19 protein-coding genes are annotated in these 18,326 nt (G+C 65.1%); 7 read left to right on the top strand and 12 right to left on the bottom strand.

Annotated features, from left to right (window positions below; all coding sequences use genetic code 11):
- Positions 1 to 18: 18 nt before the first annotated feature.
- The gene (locus tag PMI42_RS10210) at positions 19 to 1,968 is read right to left on the bottom strand and encodes a hybrid sensor histidine kinase/response regulator (protein WP_008133289.1); all 1,950 of its coding nucleotides are present in this window, start codon (positions 1,966 to 1,968) and stop codon (positions 19 to 21) included.
- A 95-nt stretch (positions 1,969 to 2,063) separates the two neighbouring features.
- Positions 2,064 to 3,326 (bottom strand): phospholipid carrier-dependent glycosyltransferase, encoded by a 1,263-nt coding sequence (locus PMI42_RS10205; RefSeq protein ID WP_008133288.1) that lies wholly within the window; start codon positions 3,324 to 3,326, stop codon positions 2,064 to 2,066.
- 218 nt (positions 3,327 to 3,544) lie between these two features.
- On the opposite strand from PMI42_RS10205, the gene PMI42_RS10200 reads away from it, so the two are divergent.
- Together PMI42_RS10200 and PMI42_RS10195 are read left to right on the top strand one after the other, a co-directional pair.
- Positions 3,545 to 4,246 carry a FecR family protein gene (locus PMI42_RS10200; RefSeq protein WP_008133287.1) on the top strand — a complete coding sequence of 234 codons (702 nt, stop codon included), beginning with the start codon at positions 3,545 to 3,547 and terminating at the stop codon, positions 4,244 to 4,246.
- Between the two features lie 2 nt (positions 4,247 to 4,248).
- Positions 4,249 to 5,403, top strand: coding sequence for a hypothetical protein (locus PMI42_RS10195; protein WP_008133286.1), 1,155 nt, complete (start codon positions 4,249 to 4,251; stop codon positions 5,401 to 5,403).
- 132 nt (positions 5,404 to 5,535) lie between these two features.
- Here PMI42_RS10195 and PMI42_RS10190 read toward each other — a convergent pair whose 3' ends face one another.
- The 3 genes from PMI42_RS10190 to PMI42_RS10180 form a co-directional block, all read right to left on the bottom strand.
- Positions 5,536 to 6,024 carry a VOC family protein gene (locus PMI42_RS10190; RefSeq protein ID WP_008133285.1) on the bottom strand — a complete coding sequence of 163 codons (489 nt, stop codon included), beginning with the start codon at positions 6,022 to 6,024 and terminating at the stop codon, positions 5,536 to 5,538.
- Between the two features lie 26 nt (positions 6,025 to 6,050).
- A complete protein-coding gene (locus PMI42_RS10185) occupies positions 6,051 to 6,479 on the bottom strand; it encodes a VOC family protein (RefSeq protein ID WP_008133284.1) in 429 nt (142 codons plus the stop codon).
- A gap of 127 nt (positions 6,480 to 6,606) precedes the next feature.
- The gene (locus PMI42_RS10180; RefSeq protein WP_008133283.1) at positions 6,607 to 7,122 is read right to left on the bottom strand and encodes a cupin domain-containing protein; all 516 of its coding nucleotides are present in this window, start codon (positions 7,120 to 7,122) and stop codon (positions 6,607 to 6,609) included.
- 127 nt (positions 7,123 to 7,249) lie between these two features.
- Here PMI42_RS10180 and PMI42_RS10175 point away from each other — a divergent pair, with 127 nt between their 5' ends.
- Positions 7,250 to 7,468 (top strand): CsbD family protein, encoded by a 219-nt coding sequence (locus PMI42_RS10175; protein WP_008133282.1) that lies wholly within the window; start codon positions 7,250 to 7,252, stop codon positions 7,466 to 7,468.
- Positions 7,469 to 7,523: 55 nt separating this feature from the next.
- On the opposite strand, the gene PMI42_RS10170 is transcribed toward PMI42_RS10175, so the two are convergent.
- Positions 7,524 to 7,988 carry an FKBP-type peptidyl-prolyl cis-trans isomerase gene (locus PMI42_RS10170; RefSeq protein WP_008133281.1) on the bottom strand — a complete coding sequence of 155 codons (465 nt, stop codon included), beginning with the start codon at positions 7,986 to 7,988 and terminating at the stop codon, positions 7,524 to 7,526.
- 70 nt (positions 7,989 to 8,058) lie between these two features.
- Positions 8,059 to 9,645 (bottom strand): gamma-glutamyltransferase, encoded by a 1,587-nt coding sequence (gene ggt, locus PMI42_RS10165; RefSeq protein ID WP_008133280.1) that lies wholly within the window; start codon positions 9,643 to 9,645, stop codon positions 8,059 to 8,061.
- Positions 9,646 to 9,868: 223 nt separating this feature from the next.
- On the opposite strand from ggt, the gene trhO reads away from it, so the two are divergent.
- Together trhO and PMI42_RS10155 are read left to right on the top strand one after the other, a co-directional pair.
- On the top strand, positions 9,869 to 10,621 hold the full coding sequence (gene trhO / locus PMI42_RS10160; protein ID WP_008133279.1) for an oxygen-dependent tRNA uridine(34) hydroxylase TrhO: 753 nt from the start codon (positions 9,869 to 9,871) through the stop codon (positions 10,619 to 10,621).
- The gene (locus tag PMI42_RS10155; RefSeq protein ID WP_008133278.1) at positions 10,611 to 10,829 is read left to right on the top strand and encodes a SlyX family protein; all 219 of its coding nucleotides are present in this window, start codon (positions 10,611 to 10,613) and stop codon (positions 10,827 to 10,829) included. The genes trhO and PMI42_RS10155 overlap by 11 nt, the downstream gene beginning before the upstream one ends.
- 6 nt (positions 10,830 to 10,835) lie before the next feature.
- Here the strand turns inward: PMI42_RS10155 and PMI42_RS10150 are convergent, their stop codons facing one another.
- The gene (locus PMI42_RS10150; RefSeq protein ID WP_008133277.1) at positions 10,836 to 12,737 is read right to left on the bottom strand and encodes a diguanylate cyclase domain-containing protein; all 1,902 of its coding nucleotides are present in this window, start codon (positions 12,735 to 12,737) and stop codon (positions 10,836 to 10,838) included.
- A gap of 172 nt (positions 12,738 to 12,909) precedes the next feature.
- A complete protein-coding gene (locus tag PMI42_RS10145) occupies positions 12,910 to 13,125 on the bottom strand; it encodes a hypothetical protein (protein ID WP_008133276.1) in 216 nt (71 codons plus the stop codon).
- Positions 13,126 to 13,234: 109 nt separating this feature from the next.
- Between PMI42_RS10145 and hemE the strand changes: the two genes are divergently transcribed.
- The gene (gene hemE / locus PMI42_RS10140; RefSeq protein ID WP_008133275.1) at positions 13,235 to 14,269 is read left to right on the top strand and encodes a uroporphyrinogen decarboxylase; all 1,035 of its coding nucleotides are present in this window, start codon (positions 13,235 to 13,237) and stop codon (positions 14,267 to 14,269) included.
- Positions 14,270 to 14,468: 199 nt separating this feature from the next.
- On the opposite strand, the gene PMI42_RS10135 is transcribed toward hemE, so the two are convergent.
- Positions 14,469 to 15,101 (bottom strand): response regulator transcription factor, encoded by a 633-nt coding sequence (locus PMI42_RS10135; protein ID WP_008133274.1) that lies wholly within the window; start codon positions 15,099 to 15,101, stop codon positions 14,469 to 14,471.
- A 306-nt stretch (positions 15,102 to 15,407) separates the two neighbouring features.
- On the opposite strand from PMI42_RS10135, the gene PMI42_RS10130 reads away from it, so the two are divergent.
- Complete coding sequence (locus tag PMI42_RS10130) at positions 15,408 to 16,082, top strand: type 1 glutamine amidotransferase domain-containing protein (protein ID WP_008133273.1); 675 nt, start codon at positions 15,408 to 15,410, stop codon at positions 16,080 to 16,082.
- Between the two features lie 53 nt (positions 16,083 to 16,135).
- Here PMI42_RS10130 and hemC read toward each other — a convergent pair whose 3' ends face one another.
- Positions 16,136 to 17,116 (bottom strand): hydroxymethylbilane synthase, encoded by a 981-nt coding sequence (gene hemC / locus PMI42_RS10125; RefSeq protein ID WP_008133272.1) that lies wholly within the window; start codon positions 17,114 to 17,116, stop codon positions 16,136 to 16,138.
- A gap of 25 nt (positions 17,117 to 17,141) precedes the next feature.
- On the bottom strand, positions 17,142 to 18,326 hold a 1,185-nt coding region (locus PMI42_RS10120; RefSeq protein WP_008133271.1), incomplete at its 5' end, for a GMC family oxidoreductase.

Below are 18,326 nucleotides of genomic sequence, written 5' to 3'. Positions count from 1 at the left end.
CCGCATGCGGCGGGCGGCTCACACCGCCACGGGCGCGGCGAGTGCCTCGCGCACCAGCCGCGCCAGCTCCGCCTTGCGGTAGGGTTTTTCAAGGATCAGCGCGCCCTGCCGAAGGTGGCCGTTCGCCGCCAGCGTTTCGAGGGCGTAGCCGGACGTCAACAGCACGCGCAGCTCGGGCCTTGCCTTGCGCGCGAGCCCCGCGAGCTCCCAGCCGTTCACGCCCCCGGGCATCACCACGTCGGTGAACAGCAGGTCGACATGCGGCGCCGCGCCGAGCGTCTGCAGGGCCTCCTTGCCATCGACCGCGGAGACCACCTTGTAGCCCAGGCTCTCCAGGCTCATCACCGCATAGGAGCGGACGAACGGATCGTCCTCGACCACCAGCACGGTTTCGGAGCCGCTCTGCACCACTTCCTTCTCGACCGCCAGCGGCACGCCCTGCGTCCTCTCGAGCGCCGCGGGAAGATAGATCCGCACCGTCGTCCCGAGGCCCGGTTCGCTGTAGATCGTGACATGGCCGTTGGATTGCTTGGCGAAGCCGTAGACCATGCTGAGCCCCAGCCCACTGCCCTTGCCGACCTCCTTGGTGGTGAAGAAGGGCTCGAACGCCCGTTCCAGCACCCGCCTCGGCATGCCGCAACCGTTGTCGGTCACGGCGACCACCACGTACTCGCCGGGTCCGACATCGGGATGCGCGTTGTGATCGCCGGCATCGAGCGACGCATTCGCCGTCGAGATGGTCAGACGGCCGCCGGACGCCATCGCATCCTGCGCGTTGAGCGCGAGGTTGAGGATCGCGGATTCGAGCTGAACCGGGTCGGCGAAGGCGTGCCGCAACGCGGGATCGGAATGGGTCGACAGTTCGATATCCTCGCGAAGGGTCCGCCGCAGCAGCTTGTGCATGGATTCGACGAGCTTGTTGCACTCGGTCTCCACCGGCCGCAGCAACTGCTTGCGGCTGAAGGCGAGCAGCCGCTGCGTCAGCTCCGCTCCGCGTTCGCCGGCGCTGCAGATGTCGTCGGCGAGCCGCTTCAGATCCCCTCGCGACACCAGTTGCTCGGCCAGATGTTCGGCGTTGCCGACAATCACGGTGAGGAGATTGTTGAAGTCGTGGGCGATGCCGCCGGAGAGCTGCCCGACCGCCTCCATCTTCTGCGCCTGCATCAGTTGCGCCTCGGTGCGCTTGCGATCGGTCAGGTCGTGGATCATGCCCACGAAGATGGAGGAGCCCTCCTGCTTGGCCTCGCCGACCGACAGGTCCATCGGGAAGGTCGAGCCGTCCTTGCGCCGCCCCGTCACCTCGCGTCCGATGCCGATGATTTTCTTGTCGCCGGTGGTGATGAAATTGCGGATGTACCCGTCGTGCTCGGAGCGGTAGGGCTCCGGCATCAGCATCCGGACGTTCTGCCCGAGAACTTCTTCGTCGCGATATTTGAAAAGCCTCTCGCAGGCCGGATTGAACTTCAGGATGATGCCGTCGGAATCGATCAGGATGACGCCGTCAACGGCGGTGTCCACGACCGCCCGCAGCCGTGCCGCGCTCTCGCGCAGCTCGCGCTCGACCCGCTCGCGCTCGGTGAGATCGTGGATGATGCCGACGAAGATCGACTCCTCCCCCGCCCGCTTGGTCTCGCCGACCGACAGGTGCATCAGGAAGGTCGAGCCGTCCTTGCGCTGCCCCACCACCTCGCGGCCGATGCCGATGATCTTGCGGTCTCCGGTGGTGTGATAATTGTGCAGGTATCCGTCATGGGCATCGCGGTAGGATGACGGCATCAGGGCCTTGACGTTCCGGCCGATGACCTCGTCCGCGGGATAGCCGAACAATCCCTCGCAGGCCGGATTGAACATCAGGATGCAGCCGCGGGCATCGATCAGGATCACGCCGTCAACCGCGGTGTCGACGACGGCGCGCAGCCAGTCGGCGTTGGAATGGTCCGGTCTGGCGATGTGATCCTCCGTTCCCATCTGCCGTCTCTTCGATTCCGAAGACGTAGCCAGTCCACACGCGCTGATTGATTCAGGCAAGACAATTCTACCGGGCCTATGCACGCAAGCGGGCACTAGATCCAGCTCTGGAACAGCATCAGCCGGTTGAAGCCTTGCATCGACGTACCGACGAAGGCCGCCGAGATCGGCAGCATGACGGCAAAGCCGATCGCGGTGATGCCGACATAAGCCCACAGCAGCCAGCGCGGCAGACCGCCCCGACGCAGGACATAGACCAGCGCAAGCGACGCAAGGGTCGCCGCCGGCAGATAATAGTAGATGAAGCCGAGCGTGCGCGGCAGCAAAGCCCAAGCCAGCCAGCAGCCGAAATAGAACGCCGCGATCAGGAACGCGTCCCAGCGGCGCGCGACGATGACATCGCGCAGCACGATTGCGAGCGCGAGCAGCGCAGGCCAAAGCACAAGCGGATTGCCGAGGAAGACGATCGCGGCGACGTTGTCCTCCGCGGTCTTGTCGAACAGGAACCAGACCGGACGGGCAAGCAGCGGCCAGGACGGCCATGAACTCATGTAAGTGTGGCCGGCGATCGCAGTGGTGGTGTTGTCGGCAAAGATCCGGCGCTGCGCCTCGATCAGATCGGGCAACGACAATCCGTAGAGCGGAACGAAAGCGGCAAGATACGTCATCGCCGGCAGCACGGCGAAGCAGAGCGCGACATGCTGCACCCGAAAGTCGGGCCAGAGGTCCGGCCGATACCAATCGTCCGGCTTCGCGTCGGCGAACAGCGTGCGCCAGCCCTGCATCAGCCGGATCAACGCGACGACGGCAATGCAGATCCCGAGCGGAAACAGGCCGCTCCATTTGCAGGCCGCAGCACAACCGAACAGGCAGCCCGCGAGCGCAAACAGAGCATGCGGCCGTTCTCTGCGAAAGCCATGCATGAAGGCGGCAATCGCAAGCAGACCGAGGCCCAGCGCGAAGACGTCGAGCATCGCGATGCGCGCCTGCACGTAGACCATCTGGTTGAAGCCGGCGATCAGCGCCGCCGCAATCGCGGGCCCCTCCGCGGCGAACAGGGCAAGGCCGCACAGATAGATCGCGACGATGGCGAGCGCGCCGAACAAGGTCGCCGGGTAACGCCAGCCAAACGCATTGTCGCCGAACGTCGCGATCGACGCCGCCATCAATTCCTTCGCCAGCGGCGGATGCATCGGATTGAGCATCGGCTGCGACATCACCGGCGCCAGCATTTGTCGTGCGGCCGGAACGTAGTGCACCTCGTCGAAAACGAACTTCTGCGGCGTCGTCAGACCGATCAACAGCGCCAAATGCGCGATCAGGTAAATAGCGACAGCAATCACTGCGCTCCGCGACATCTTCGGAACATCAGGCAATTCGATCGACGTTTGTGGGGCTATTTTGCGTGGCAAATTGGCTTCACCGCGGAGAAAAACAAGGACGGCACTTTTCATTGAACGCATTCTGCCGCAACTGTCACTAAGCATAACGCACGACCGCGCCGCTTGTGATAATTTCGCCACATCAGAAGCGCGCGCGATCCGGTACGATCAGGGACACATCGATCGGTTGCGAAATGATTTTGCGTTTCTGGCTTTTCCCAACTCTGTTGTCGGCACTCGTCTGCGCCGCGCCATGTGCGCAGGCACAGACGCGCGTCGGCGAAGCCGTCGTGATCCAGAACGAAGTGGTGCGCGTGGCCGCCAGCACGACGCCGATCAGTGTCGGCGACAGCATGCTGCGCGACGAGACCGTGCGCACCGGCGCCGACAGCGCGGCGCGCTTCGTCATGGCCGACAGCACCAACCTCTCGCTGGGCCCGAGCGCGACGCTGAAGCTCGACCGCACCGTCTTCAACGACGAGCACAGCTACCGCGACGTCGCGATCCGCATGACGACAGGCGCATTCCGCTTCGTCACCGGACATTCGGAAAAGGCCGCCTACAAGATCACGACGCCGCTCGCGACCATCGGCGTGCGCGGCACCACGCTCGACATCCTCTCCCAGCGCGGGCGCTCCGTCGTCGTGCTTCAGGACGGCGCCGCCAGCGTCTGCACGACGAGCTTCCAATGCGTGCAGCTGACCCAGCCCGGCGACACCGCGGTGATCACCTCGACCGGCGGCAAGGTCTCCATCACCAAGACCAACACGCCGCCCTGGACCTTCGCCGCCAACTGCGCCGCAAGCGCCGGGCTGTGCGCGGTCAACCAATACGCCGACGCCTCGCCGACCATCACGCCCGCCGTCCATGACGACGGCATGCTGTGCGGGCGGTGACGATGGCAATATTCGACGTCAGGCGTTTCATCCTCGCCGGCGCGCTGACCGCTGCGGCTGTGCTTGCGCTTGTCACGCTCGATGCCCACCCGGCAGCAGCGCAGGCGGCTTGCGAGATCGGATGCGGCAGCCCGACGCCTACCCCGGCACCGACTTATTCGCCGTCCCCGACGCCGACATACACGCCGACGCCGACGCCCTCCCCATCGCCGAGCCCCTATCCGTCATCGTCGCCCAGCCCCTATCCACCGACGGGCCCGACGGGAGCGGACTCCAGCGGCAATTCGATCGGCGGCCTCGCGGGCCAGCGCTTCAACCAGATGATCACCAACCGTGTGCTCGGCACGGTGCTGCTCGGCGTCAACGAGCAGGTCAATTGCAGCGACTGCATCAGCGCGTTCGGCTCGGCCGGCTCGTTCTCGGCCGGCATCCACGGCCGCAAGGAGCTCACCAACAATCTGTCGCTGCTCGCCGGCATCGCCTACACGCAATACAACGAAGGCGGCTACCACATCACCAGCGCGCCGATCGGCGCCTTCGCGCTGCGCTACGACTTCACCGACTGGGGCTCATCGCGCCCGTTCTTCGACATCGGCACCATCCTGACGCCGTGGGAGAAGGCGCGCTACACGCGAAGCTACGACACCAGCCTCGGCCCGGTGACCGTCTCGGGCTCGACCAACGCGTCGAACTACGCCGTCTACGGCCGCGCCGGCTGGATGAGCCGCGTCTCACCGCGCGACGAGGTCGCCGCCTCGATCGAGGTCTGGCAGCTCTGGCAGCGTGTCTCGAGCTATTCGGATAGCGCGGTCGTGTTCAATCCGTTCGACGCCACCATTGCGACCGGCACCGACCGCACCAGCCTGGTCAAGATCGGCGGCCAGTGGACGCATCTGTTCGGCAGCAACATCGAGACCAACATCAACGGCGGCTGGGTGCAGTCCTTCGCCAGCCATAGCGGCATCGTCGCCACCGTGACCGGTGACGGCACGGTGGTGCCGACCATGGGCAACCAGGGCTGGTTCGAATATGGCGGCCGCCTCGGCTTCCGCGTGCAGAAGGGCTGGATCGTGGATCTGTTCACGAACGGCACGCTGGGCCCGCAGCCGGTGGGCAACACCATCCACGGCGGCGTGGGGCTGAGGATCAATTACTGAGACCGGATGGTCTCCTAGTCTCGTGGGGTGGGCAAAGGCGCAACGCGCCGTGCCCACCATCTGTCTCTATTTGCGAAAGGACGTGGGCACGCTTCGCTTGCCCACCCTACGGCACCGGGTACGTGGCGCGGGTCACGCCGCCGACTTGCCCTCGAACGCGCGGCGCAGCACTTCCACGTCCAGCTTCACCATCTTCATCATGGCCTGCATCGCCCGCGCGGCCGCGGCCTTGTCGGGGCTCGACAGGAATTCGAACATCACCTTCGGCACCACCTGCCAGGACACGCCCCAGCGATCGCTGATCCAGCCGCACTGCTGCTCCTTGCCGCCATGGGCGAGGAATGCGTTCCAGACGCTGTCGACCTGGGCCTGGTCGTCGCAATGGATCATCAGCGAGAGCGCGTGCGTGTACTCCATCTTCATGCCGCCGTTGAGCGCGACCAGCGGCTGGCCGGCCACCGTGAACTCGACGACGAGCACGGAGCCCGTCTTGCCGGACGGGCCGTCCGAAACGTTTTGCTGAACGTGTGTAATCTCCGAATTCGGCACCAGCGAGGTGTAGAACTTCGCCGCGTCCGCGGCATCGCCGTTGAACCACATGCAGGGCACGAGCTTGGACATCGTGAATGCTCCTCTTCAGCTTTCGATCAGGCCGTGGCCATGCCGGGCTTGGCGGGGACGGCTGCCATGTCGAGCCAGTTCACGCCCCACATATGACCATCCGGGTCCTCGAAGCTGCGGCCGTACATGAAGTCGTATTCGTCGATCGGGCTGGGGTCGGCTGCCCCGCCCGCGGCCGCGGCCTTGCGAACGATATCATCGACTTCGCTCCGGCTGTCGGCAGACAGACAGAACAGCGCCTGGTTCGAGGTCTTCGCATCAGAGATCGGCTTGGGGGTGAAATGACGGAACTTGTCGTGCGTCGTCAGCATGACGTAGATGGCCTCGGAAAAGACCATGCAGCTCGCCGTGTCGTCGCTGAATTGCGGGTTTTTGGCCGCGCCGATCGCCTGATAAAAGGCGGTGGCGCGCTTGAGATCGGTCACCGGCAGATTGAGAAAAATCATCCTGGGCATCGGGAGCTCCTTGGGGTGTTCTTCCCCAAGGACGGATGGCCCGACGGCCATCCGACATCGCTTCCGGATATTTTTGGGACCTGATCTGCGGGGGTCTGCCGCACCGCACCCCGCGCAGTCTTCGGCCTTACTTTTTCTCGCTGGGGTCTCGGTGAATGGGATCGACCCACAGCACAGTCTCGGGCTTCTCGACCGGTTCGATGTCGAGGTTGATGGCGACCGCCTCGCCGTCGCTGCGCACCAGCACGCATTCGAGCACCTCGTCGGGGCTGGCGTTGATTTCCTGGTGCGGCACGTAGGGCGGGACGAAAATGAAATCGCCGGGGCCTGCCTCGGCCGTGAATTGCAGGCTCTCGCCCCAGCGCATCCGCGCCTTGCCCTTCACGACATAGATCACGCTTTCGAGATGGCCGTGGTGATGCGCGCCGGTCTTGGCATCGGGCTTGATGCTGACCGTGCCCGCCCACAATTTCTGCGCGCCGACGCGGGCGAAATTGATCGCGGCCGCGCGGTCCATGCCGGCCGTCGACGGCACGTTGGTGTCGAGCTGATTGCCGGGAATGACGCGCACGCCGTCATGTTTCCAGCGATCGTCGTGATGATCGTGGTCATGGTGGGAATGGCTGTGGTCATGGCCGGTCATGGGTCTTGCTTTCTGTTGGTTCCGTGCGCGCGAAACTAACCAAAGCCGCGACATCAAGCCATACCAAATTCGGAACTCTCATAGCCGCCGGGCGTTGTCACCGCGAGCAAACTGGAAGGAGAGTTTCATGGGTAGCACCAGCGACAAGATCAAAGGCACCGCCAACGAGGCCATCGGCAAGGCCAAGCAGGGCATCGGCGAAGCCACCGGTTCCGATCGCCTGAAGGGCGAAGGCGTGGTCCAGGAAGTCAAGGGCAAGGGCCAGCAGGCCATGGGCGATGCCAAGGACGCCGCAAAGGACGCGATCGATCGCGCCGCAGCCGCCGCACGTCGCGCGGCGGAGTAACGCGTACAAAGCTGAATGCGAAAAGACCGGCCGCGAGGCCGGTCTTTTTGTGCGTTTATTTCACCGCGAGCAATTCGACGTCGAACATCAGCGTCGCGTTCGGCGGGATCACGCCGCCGGCGCCGCGGGCGCCGTAGCCAAGCTGCGGCGGGATGATCAGCGTGCGCTTGCCGCCGACCTTCATCGTGGCAACGCCCTCGTCCCAGCCGGCGATGACGCGGCCCTTGCCGATCGGAAACTCGAACGGCTCGTTGCGATCGACCGAGGAGTCGAATTTCTTGCCCTTCTGGCCGTTCTCATAGAGCCAGCCGGTGTAGTGCATCACGCAGATCTGGCCGGGCTTCGGCGAAGCGCCGGTGCCGACGACGCTGTCGATGGTCTGCAAACCTGAAGCTGTGGTCATGGTCTTTCCTGCGGTCTGGGCCGAGGCCGTGGTGGAAACGAAGCCGGACACGCCGGCGATCACGGTGATCGCGAGTGCCGACATGATGGCGAGCAGTGCGCGCTGGAAACGCTGCATAAGATACCTTCCGTTCGAGGCGGGAGGTGTCTAGCGCAATGCAGGTGTCGTTTCCAGCCCTTGGCCTCGCTCAATAGCCGAGTGCGCAGCCGTCCTTGCGGGGATCGGAACCACCGGTCAGCGTGCCCTTGTCCCAGTCGATCCAGATCGCCTGGGCGCCGCCGAGCGGGCCGACCACGCTGGTGGTCTTGTGGCCGAGCTTCCTCAGGCCCTCGACGATGTCGGCGGGCACGCTGTCCTCGAGCTGGTACTGACCCTCGTAGTGCAGGCCGCGCGGCATGTCGATCGCCTCCTGCACGTCGCAGCCATAGTCGAGGACGTTGGTCAGCAGATGGGTCTGGCCGGTCGGCTGGTACTGGCCGCCCATCACCGCGAACGACATCGTGGAACGGCCGCCCTTGGTGAGCAGGCCCGGCATGATCGTGTGCAGAGGGCGCTTGCCGCCCTCGATGCAGTTCGGATGGCCCGGCTGGATGCGGAAGCCGCCGGCGCGGTTCTGGAGCAGCACGCCGGTCTTGTCCGAGACGATCGCCGAGCCGAAGGAATGCGCGACCGAATTGATGAACGAGCAGACGTTGCGGTCCTTGTCCACCACCGTGATGTAGATGGTCGAGGGATTCATCGGCGGCGCGACATCAGGCAAATCGAGCATGCCGTCCATGCGGATCTTGCTGATGTACTCGTCGGCAAAGCCCTTTTCGAGCATCTCGGCGACGTTGATCTTCATATGCTCGGGAGAGGCGACATGCATCTCGCGGTTCATGTAGGCGATGCGCGCGGCTTCCGCCTCGAGATGGAAGCGCTCGACGCTGACGGGCGCATACTTGGTCAGGTCGAAGCGCGAGAGAATGTTCAGCATCAACAGCGCGGTGACGCCGGGGCCGTTCGGCGGGCACTGCCAGACGTCGTAGCCCTTGTACATGGTGCCGATCGGCGTCGTCGTTTCCGTGGTGTGCGCGGCGAAATCGTCGAGCGTGTGCAGGCCGCCGATTCCGCGCAGGGTCTCGACCATGTCCTCCGCGATCGGGCCCTTGTAGAAGGCGTCGCGGCCGTCCTTGGCGATGGCGCGCAGCGTCTTGCCGAGCTCGGCCTGGCGGATGACGTCGCCGGCAACCGGCGGCTTGCCGCCCGGCAACAGGTAACGCGCGGTGTTGGTGCCATTCTTCAGCTTCTCGAACTGGTTCTTCCAGTCGAAGGCGATGCGGGGGGCAACGACATAGCCCTCCTCGGCCGCCCTGATCGCGGGCTGGAGCAGGCGGTCGAAGCCGAACTTGCCGTGGTCGCGCAGCACGGTCGCAAACGCGTCGATCACGCCGGGGATCGAGACCGCATGCGCCGAGGTCAGCGGCACGGAGTTGATTTTGCGCTCGAGATACCAGTCGGCGTTCGCCGCCTTCGGCGCCCGGCCGGAGCCGTTATAGGCGATGATCTTGCCCTCGCCGCGCGGCTGGATCAGCGCAAAGCAGTCGCCGCCGATGCCGGTCGATTGCGGCTCGATCACGCCGAGCACGGCCGAGCCGGCCACGGCCGCGTCCACCGCCGTGCCGCCCTCGCGCAGCACCTCGATCGCGGCCAGCGAGGCCTGCGGATGCGAGGTCGCGACCATCGCGTTGGTGGCGTGGACCGTGGACCTGCCGGGGAAGTGGAAGTTTCTCATCGAATTCTTGCTCTCTTGAAGCTCTCTGGGCCGTGGGCGCGGACGGCGCGCCGTCTCGGAAAAACCGGGCCTACATGACACATTCCGGCCCATCCGGGCAATGCTGGCATACCAGGGAAATGGCTGCCATCCGCTGGGCGTATGGGCCTTTCGCGTCCCGGGGCGATGCGGGTTTTCTGGGCGGCGGCCGCCTGCTAAACGAGCCGCCAGGATTCCAGAGAACATGATCTTCAAGGTCGCCGCCTTCTATCAATTCGCCGCCCTGCCCGATTACCGCGAGCTGCGCGAGCCGCTGCGGGCGTTTTGCGCTGGCCTTTCGCTGAAGGGCAGCGTGCTGCTGGCTGGCGAGGGCATCAACGGCACGATCGCGGGCGGCCCCGAGGCAATCGACGCGTTCACCCATGAGCTCGCGCACGGCAGCCTGTTCGGCGGCCGGCTGAACAATCTCGAACTGAAATTCTCGACCGCGGAAGCCATGCCGTTCGGCCGGCTCAAGGTGCGGCTGAAGAAGGAGATCGTCACGCTCGGGGACGAGGCCGCCGATCCGACCCGCCGGGTCGGGACCTATGTGGATGCGGCCGACTGGAACGCGCTGATCTCGGCGCCCGACACGCTGGTGCTGGACACCCGCAATGCCTTCGAGGTGGCGATGGGGACGTTCGAGGGCGCGGTCGATCCTGAGATCAGGAGCTTCGGCCAGTTCAAGGATTTTGCCGCGCAAAAGCTCGATCCGGCCAAGCACCGCAGGATCGCGATGTTCTGCACCGGCGGTATCCGCTGCGAGAAGGCGAGCGCGCATCTGCTCGCCCGCGGCTTTGCCGAGGTCTATCACCTCAAGGGCGGCATCTTGAAATATCTGGAAGAGGTGCCGGAGGCGCAGAGCCGCTGGCGCGGCGAATGTTTCGTGTTCGACGAGCGCGTCGCGCTCGGCCACGGTTTGCGCGAACGGGAGAAGGGGCAAGGCCGTGACGAATGAGATCAAGAGTCTGGGTGAGCGCATCGACGCGCTGGAGATGCGCATCGCCTATCAGGACGACACGATCGAGACGCTGAACCAGACCATCACCGCGCAATGGAAGCAGATCGACGCGCTGACGCGAAAAATCACGGAGCTCGGCGACCGGCTTCAGGAAGCCGAAGCGAGTGCGCCGGGAGCGGTCAGCGAGCGCCCGCCGCATTATTGAGCGCGATTACTGGCCGACCGCCTTGGGCAGGAGCGCCATTTCGACCGACATCATCAGCCCGTCGCGGCCGGCTTCCTTGGCCGCGTAGAGCGCCTGATCGGCAGCCTCGATGAGCGTGCCGACGCCTGCGGTGCGCTCCAGCGCCGGCCGGCAGGTCGCACCGCCCAGCGAAACGGTGACGCAACCCGATGCGCCATTGGCGGCATGCACGAGGCCCGCCTCACGGATGGCCCTGCGAACCCGCTCGCCGATGCGGGCGCAACCGGCGGCATCGGTGTTCGGCAGCAGCATGGCGAATTCCTCGCCGCCATAGCGCGCGGCGAGATCGCCGGGGCGCTTCATCTCGGCGGCGATGATCTGCGCCACCACCCGCAAGCAGGCGTCGCCCGCGGGATGGCCGTATTCGTCGTTGTAGGCCTTGAAGTGATCGACGTCGATCATCAGCAGGCCGAGGCTCGAGCGGTCGCGATAGGCGCGGGCCCATTCCTCGTCCAGGCGCTCGTCGAAACGGCGGCGGTTGGCAAGCCCGGTGAGACCGTCCTCGATCGCAAGCGTCTCGAGCTTGGTCTCCAGCTTCTTCTGCTCGGTGATGTCGCGCGATATCGCGACCACGCCGTCGACATTGCCGTTGTCCTTGCGCGTGACGCGCATGGTCGATTCGAGCCAGACCTCGGTGCTTGTCCGGTGCGCGTTGCGATAGGTGACGCGCGCTTCGTCCTTCTCGCCGCGCTTCATGGCGTCGACGATGGCCTGGACCTGAGGCCGATCCTCCGGATGGATCCCGGCGAGCGCGTCCGTTCCGATCAGCTGATTGGCGCGCCAGCCGACGACGCGGTTCGAAGACGGCGAGACGTAACGCAGCCGCTCATCGAGCCCGATGCGGGTGACCATGTCGCTGGAGCCTTCGGCGAGCAGGCGGAAATGCGCTTCCTTCTCGACCAGGGCGGCGGCCATGCGCTGGCCGCGCTGCAACTGCCGCACCAGCACCGCACCGATCCCTGCGATCAGCATCACCAGCGCGACAACGTAGAGCATGCGGGAGATCGCCGCCGTGCGCCAGGGCGCGAGCAGCTCGCTCTTGTCGACGGTGGCGAGCAGGACCAGCGGATAGCGGCCAGAGCGCTTGAAGAAGCTGACGCGCTCGGCGCCGTCCAGCGGCGACTTGAAATGATAGGCGCCGGCCGGCCGTTGCAGGCCGGCGTCGCGGAACAACGGCGTGTCGGCGACGCTGCGGCCGACGAATTTGTCGTTGCTGGGAGTGCGCGCGACGATCATGCCGTCGCCATGCATCAGCGCCACGGAGCTGTTACGGCCGATCTCGAACTGCTCGAAGAAATGCGAAAGATATTTCGAGCTGATGGTCGCAAGGACCACGCCGCCAAAGCTGCCGTCCGGCTTGTTGAAGCGGCGCGACAGGGTGACGACCCATTCGCCGTCGAGCAGGCTCTTCACGGGACGGCCGACATGGGCCTCCCGTTTCGGGGAGAGCTGGTGATGACGGAAGAACGCGTCGTCGCTGAGCGTCGAGCCGATCGTACCCGGCGAGGTCAGCCAGTTACCCTGGTCGTCGATGACGGCGAGGCTGTGGACGCGCTCCATCGCCTTCTTGCGCGCCTCCAGCAGGGTGCGCAGCTTGGCGATCGTGGCGGGCTCGGTGCCGTCCATCTCGAGCCGGCTGACGACGCCGACGACGCCGGAATCGAGCAGGTCGAGACTGTCCTCGGCATGCTGCGTCAGCGAGCGGGCGACATTCGCCATCTCGGTCTCGGCGCCCTTGAGCACCGCGTCGCGTGCGGCCCATTCTCGCCAGGCGCTGACGCCGAGGATGGTCGCGCAGGTCAGCAAAACGAATGCCGCCGCCCGCAGCGGCAGGCGACTCCATCCGGCTCTGTGGGTAGCAGCGTTCATGCAGCAGAATGTCTCCGATAGCCGGAACCTCTGCCGCTTCTGTTATTGAACTCTGAAATGACTGCCGAAATACGCCGCGATATCCCCGGTTTCCCGTAGTCCTACGGACGGCGGAGTCGGCGCATCGCTAACAAGGCATTAGCGAACCTATCGGAATCCGGCGGCCCCGGCGTTAGCTGAAGATCGCCTTAACCTTGTCCCACAGCGAGGGACTGTCGGCCTCCGCATCGACCTTCGAAGGCGTCGGCTGCGCAGCGCTCACCGGATCGGACGCCGGGAAGCTGTCTTCCAGCGCGGTATCGAGCTTGGCATGACGATCGGCGGCCAGCGCCTCATGCAGATCATCGGCGTGCTTGTCGTGCGGGGCGGGATTGAACGTCTCAGCCATGAATGCCTCCTCCAATGGTAGGTCAACGCGGCGCATTTGCGCTTGTTCCCCTGTTCCGCTCGGGCCGCGGGCGGTGTATCAGGAACGCCAACCTGCATCAGGATCGTTCGTGCCCCAGTCTGCGACAAAGCCCTTCATCGACGTGCTCTCCGGCCAGCGGCAAACCGTCCCGCCGATGTGGATGATGCGGCAGGCCGGCCGCTACCTCCCCGAATATCGCGAGGTGCGGGCCAAGGCCGGCGGCTTCCTCGATCTCTGCTTCAATCCGGAGCTGGCCGCCGAGGTGACGCTGCAACCGATCCGAAGGTTCGGCTTCGATGCGGCGATCATCTTCTCGGACATCCTGGTGATCCCCTACGCGCTCGGCCGCGCGGTGCGCTTCGAGGTCGGCGAAGGGCCACGGCTCGAGCCGCTGGATGATCCCGCCAAGGTCGCAACGCTCGCCGCGCAGGCCGACTTCAGCAAGCTCGCGCCAGTGTTCGAGGCGCTGCGCATCGTGCGCGGCGCGCTCGATGCCAAGACCGCGCTGATCGGCTTCTGCGGCGCGCCGTGGACGGTGGCGACCTACATGGTTGCCGGCCACGGCACGCCGGATCAGGCGCCGGCCCGGATGATGGCCTACCGGCATCCGGAGGCGTTCGCCAAAATCATCGACGTGCTGGTCGAGGCCTCGATCGAGTATCTGCTGGCGCAGCTCGCGGCCGGCGCCAATGCCCTGCAGATCTTCGACACCTGGGCCGGCGTGCTGCCGCCCGCGGAGTTCGCGCGCTGGTCGGTCGAGCCGACCCGGCGCATCGTCGAGGGCGTACGTGCGCAAGTGCCTGACGCGAAGATCATCGGCTTTCCGCGCGGGGCCGGCGCGCAATTGCCGGGCTATGTCGAGGCGACCGGCGTCAACGGCGTCAGCATCGACTGGACCGCCGAGCCGGCCTTCATCCGCGAGCGCGTGCAATCGCGTGTCGCAGTGCAGGGCAATCTCGATCCGCTGGTGCTGATCACGGGCGGCGCCGCGCTCGACCGCGCGGTGGACGACGTGCTGGCGAATTTTGCGCAGGGGCGGTTCATCTTCAATCTCGGCCACGGCATCCAGCCGGAGACGCCGATCGCCCATGTCGAGCAGATGATCAAGCGCGTGCGGGGGTGAACGACGAGCGACCTCTTGCAGTCAGCTCCACCAAAACAGCGAAAACAACCCCATGCACAGTAGGGAAGTCGTTGGATCTTCTGACATATTCTTATAATCCGAAATTTTTCTTGACCCGTCGGGCAAAACAGGCGCACGATGGTATGATGGCAGCGACCTGCGCGGCAAAGCGCGATTGTCGCCACGGCCCCTTGGTCTGTCAGTGAACGGTGGCGCGCTCGGCGGCGGCAGGCTGATCCCCCGGGGCCTCGAAGGCCAAGATTGATAGCTGCGCGATGGTTCTGACACCCACCTTCCGCATGATGCTGGCGCGGTGGTCCTCGATCGTTCGCGGACTGAGGCCAAACCGGCGCGCAATCACCTTGTTCGACGATCCCGCGAGCAGATGATCCAGGACTTCGCATTCGCGCCTGGTGAGTCCCCGCGACCGTTTGAGATGTTCGACGGCACCCGCCGAGCGGGCTCCCAGCCCCGCGCCGGCCGACACGATCCGCGCAATCAGGTCAGCCGGGCGGAACGGCTTCTCGACGAAATCAACCGCGCCGATCCGAAGCGCGCGCACGGCGGTCGGGATATCGCCCTGACCCGACACCATGAGGATCGGCGCCGGATAAGTCTGATCGGTCAGCTGTCCGAGAACGTCCAGGCCCGACTTTCCCGGCAGGCACAGATCCAAGAGAATGCACGCTGGACACCTGTCGCGGGACTTGGCGATAAGCGCATCGCCGTCCGCGAAGAAGACCGGTCGATACCCGGCTCCTTCGAGAACCACTCTCAACATTGCTCGCATTGTCAGATCATCTTCGAGGATGAAGATCTCGTTCGCGGTCATCGTCGCAACCCTTCTCGCTCAAAACCGCGGCTGCTATGCGCCGGCCGCGGCGGAAGGGAAAGCGAAAACGATCAGGACAGTTCTTGACCAGATAACGGCAAGTTAGCTTAAAATTGCATCGAGTTAGGCCGGAATTAACGCGCTCGGCGCCGCCGGCCGCGCTCGATGATCTCGGCGGCGGTCAGAGACATCTGGTCAAGTGCAAGGCAGCGTTTGCCGTTCTTTTTTGAAATATCGGTCCGATGGTGTCTGTCACAATGGACTGACCAAGCCATGGTATCTTGAAATCGATAGAGGGGCCGTACCGTGACCCAGCATGTTCTGTTCATCGTCACCAATGCAGCCATCATCGGGCCGCACAATCGCAAGACCGGTTTCTTCTTTGCTGAAGTCGCTCACCCTTTTGAGGTGCTTGACGGCGCGGGGATCGCGGTGGAATTCGCATCCGTTGCGGGCGGATGGACACCCTACGATGCTTACGACCAAAAGGATGAGGCCCAGAAGACCTTTTTCGAAAGCAAGGCTTTCCGTCGTCTCAATCGGAGCCGTAAGTTGTCGGAGGTCGACACCGCGGACTATGACGCCATCCTGATTCCCGGCGGCCTCGGACCGATGGTCGATATCGCGCGGAATGCCGAGGTCCAACGAGCCGTCGCGCGCGCCTGGACGACGGGGAAATTCGTGACTGCCGTCTGTCATGGCCCATGCTCGCTGCTCGGAGTGGACCTTGGCGACGGCGTTCCCTTCGTGCGCGGCAAGAAACTCACCGGCTTCTCCAAGAAGGAAGAATACGACTACGCCCGCGAAGATGTCCCATTTGAGCTTGAGGATGCCCTGCGGGCCGAAGGCGCGGACTATGCGTCGACGGAAAACTGGCAAGCAAAGGTGGTTGTCGATGGCCGACTGATGACGGGCCAGAATCCGGCCTCCGCAGGACCGATGGCGAAAGAACTCCTGGCAGCGCTCCGGAAACCTGCCTGAAGGCAAGTCGATCCGGGAGGCGGCGCGATCATCCGTGCCGCGGAGGTCGCGCCTCAGCGCGGCCGACTGCGCTCGATGATCTCGGCGGCGCCCTTGTCCAGCAGATCCAGTCCGACGCTACGACCGAGCTCACGCGGGCGATTGGCGGGACCCGCGCGCGAGGCTTGGATGATCGTGTTGCCGGAGAGGTCAAGCACGGACGCGGTGAGCGACATCTGATCGCCCGTGATGGTCGAGAAGCCCGCGATCGGCGAATTGCAATGACCGTTGAGAACCCATAGCACCTCGCGCTCGGCATCAGCGCAGGCGTGGGCTGTGGGATCGTCGATCGCCGAGAGAATTTTCCGCGTCTGCCAGTCCTGCGCCGCGCATTCGACGGCGACGATGCCCTGCCCTGCGGCGGGCAGCATTTCCGTCGCGGTGAACTCATAGGCGATGCGGCTGGACAGGCCGACGCGGTCGAGGCCGGAGCGCGCCATGATCAGCGCATCCGCGGGACCGACGGCGCCGCCATCCGGCAGGCGCTGCATCTCGCCACCGTCGAGTTTTCGCACACGCGTGTCGGCCGCGCCGCGGAAGTGGATAACGTCCACATCCGGAAACAACCGCCGCGCATAGGCGGCGCGGCGCACGGCGTTGGTGCCAATCTTGAAACCCTTGCCGCGCGACTGGCGCAGCGCCGCCAGCGTGACGCCCTCGCGCAGCACCAGTGCATCGTTCGGCGGATCGCGCGACAGCGTGGCGCCGATGACGAGGCCGGGCGTGTCCTCGTTGCCAGGCATGTCCTTCAGCGAATGCATCGCCGCCTGGAGCTCGCCCGAGAGCACGGCGGCGCGGATCTGCGCGACGAAGGCGCCGCCCTTGCCGCCATGGGGCAGCAGCTTGCTGGTCTGGTCGAGATCGCCCGTGGTGTCGAACTTGACGATCTCGACGTCGAGATCCGGCATGGCAGCGGTCAGGCGGCGCGCGATCTCTTCCGTCTGGGCCAGCGCCATCGCGCTCTTGCGGGTGCCGATCTTGAGTCGCGTAGCCAAACCGTCTGCTCCTTCTCGCGCGAATTTACCGCGCATCCTCCAATATCATGTCGGAGGCCTTTTCGGCGATCATGATGATCGGCGCATTGGTGTTCCCCGACACGAGGTCCGGCATGATCGAGCCGTCGACGATTCGAAGGCCCTCGAGCCCCCTCACCTTCAGCCGCTGGTCGACCACCGCGAGCGCGTCATTGCCCATACGACAGGTCGAGGTTGGATGGTAGATGGTGCTGCCACGCTCGCGGCAATAATCCAGAATTTCGGCATCCGTGGATACCTTCGCCCCGGGATCGTACTCGCTGACCACGAACGGCTTCATCGCCGGCGCGTTCAAGATCCTGCGCAGGATCTTGATGGCTTCGACGTTGGTGGTGCGGTCGGTCTCGGTGGACATGTAGTTGATGCGGATTTCCGGCGGCACCGTCGGGTCCGCGCTTTTGATGCGCAGGGAGCCGCGGCTTTCGGGCCGGAGCTGGCAGACCGATGCGGTGAAACCGGAAAAATCATGCAGCCTCTCGCCCATCTTGTCGGTCGAGAACGGCAGGAAGTGGACCTGGATGTCGGGCGAGGCAAGCCGCGGATTGGTCTTGAAGAACGCGCCGGCCGTACCGGCCGCGATGGTCAGCCAGCCCTTGCGGAACAGCGCGTAGCGCGCGCCGGCGAGCGTGCGGCGGAGCGGATTGTTGACGGTGTCGTTGAGCGTGATCTTCTGCGAGCAACGCATCACGATGCGGACCTGCATGTGATCCTGGAGATCGTGGCCGACGCCCTGCGCATCGAGCACCACATCGATGCCATGCTTGCGCAGGAGATCGCCGGGGCCGACGCCGGAGAGCTGAAGCAGCTGCGGCGAGTTGTAGGCGCCGCTCGACAGCACGACCTCCTTGCGCGCCCGCGCGCGGCGCACAGTCGCGCCTTGGCGATACTCGACGCCGACGGCGCGGCGGCCCTCGAACAGCACCCGCTGGCCGAGCGCCTCGGTCTCGATCTGGAGATTGCCGCGCGTCTTCGCGGGCCCAAGATAGGCCACCGCGGTCGAGGCGCGGCGGCCGTTGCGCGTCGTGGTCTGGAACAGGCCGACGCCTTCCTGCGTGGCGCCGTTGAAGTCGGGATTATAGGGCAGACCGGTCTCGACCGCGGCGTCCATGAAGGCTTTCGACAGCGGATCGGTCACCACCATGTTGGAGACCGGCAGGGGCCCGCCGGGGCC

Origin of the sequence: Bradyrhizobium sp. YR681 (genome assembly GCF_000282615.1) — a bacterium.
In the GTDB taxonomy this organism is placed as follows: domain Bacteria; phylum Pseudomonadota; class Alphaproteobacteria; order Rhizobiales; family Xanthobacteraceae; genus Bradyrhizobium.
This window is presented reverse-complemented; position numbering and strand designations above follow the sequence as displayed.